Raw genomic sequence first — 1192 nt, forward strand, 5'->3', positions numbered from 1 at the left:
CGCGGATTCATATGATCGACGCAACACACGGATAGCTGCGTAGGCAGCAGGAGTGTTGCGGATGAAGCGCAGGAAAAGGATCTACTACACCGACACCCAGAAGGCACTGATGTGGGATCGCTGGCAGCAGGGCGAGTCCCTGCACCAGATCGCGTCCCTGTTCGATCGGCACCACAGCTCGGTCCGGAACATCCTGGCCGAGCACGGCGGCATTCGTCCGCCAGTGAGGCGAAGGTCTCCGAGGGTGCTGAGCCTGGCCGAGCGCGAGGAGATCTCCCGCGGCCTGGCGGCGGGACGGTCGATCCGCACGATCGCTGCGTTGCTGGGTCGGGCGCCATCCACGGTCAGCCGCGAGATCGGGCGCAACGAAGGCACTCAAGGCTACCGTGCCAGCCAAGCCGACCAGAGCGCTTGGTACCGGGCGCGGCGCCCCAAGCCTTGTAAGCTTGCGGTGCATCGAGCCTTGGCCGCTCGCGTGGCACAGAAGATCCAGCGGCAGTGGTCGCCTGAGCAGGTGGCCGGCTGGCTCAAACGCACCTATCCCGATGATGCGAGCCGTCAGGTGTCCCACGAGACGATCTATCGCACGCTCTACATCCAATCGCGCGGAGCCTTGAAACAGGAACTGCTCGCGCATCTGAGGCGCACGCGGGCGATGCGTCGCTCGCGACACCACACCCAGAAGACAGAGAACCACGGTCGGATCACCGACACCGTCTCGATCAGCGAGCGGCCGGCCAATGCCGAAGATCGGGCTGTGCCGGGACACTGGGAGGGCGATCTGCTGTTCGGTGACCGAAACAGTCAGATCGCTACGCTGGTGGAGCGACAGACCCGCTACCTGATGCTGGTGAAGGTGGCAGGCAAGGACACCGAGACCGTGGTCGATGCACTGATCAAGAACGCACGTCGCCTGCCGAAGCAGCTCTACCGATCGCTGACCTGGGACCGGGGCAAGGAAATGGCAGGACACCGTCGCTTCACCTTGGCCACGGACATACAGGTCTACTTCTGCGACCCGCATCATCCCTGGCAACGTGGCTCCAACGAGAACACCAACGGTCTACTCCGTCAGTACTTCCCGAAGGGCATCAGCCTGGCAGACGTCTCGCAGGCCAAGCTGGATGCCGTGGCACGCCAACTCAACGAGCGGCCACGCAAGACGCTGGGCTACGAAACACCGGCACAGCGA

Annotated in this window: 1 protein-coding gene; it reads left to right on the forward strand. The window is 63.8% G+C overall.

What is annotated here, in order from left to right; translation table 11 throughout:
- Positions 1-61: 61 nt before the first annotated feature.
- A partial coding sequence (locus tag IB225_RS20260) for an IS30 family transposase (protein WP_192314877.1) occupies positions 62-1192 on the forward strand: 1131 nt, incomplete at its 3' end.

Origin of the sequence: Pseudoxanthomonas sp. PXM02 (assembly GCF_014851805.1) — a bacterium.
Taxonomy (GTDB): domain Bacteria; phylum Pseudomonadota; class Gammaproteobacteria; order Xanthomonadales; family Xanthomonadaceae; genus Pseudoxanthomonas_A.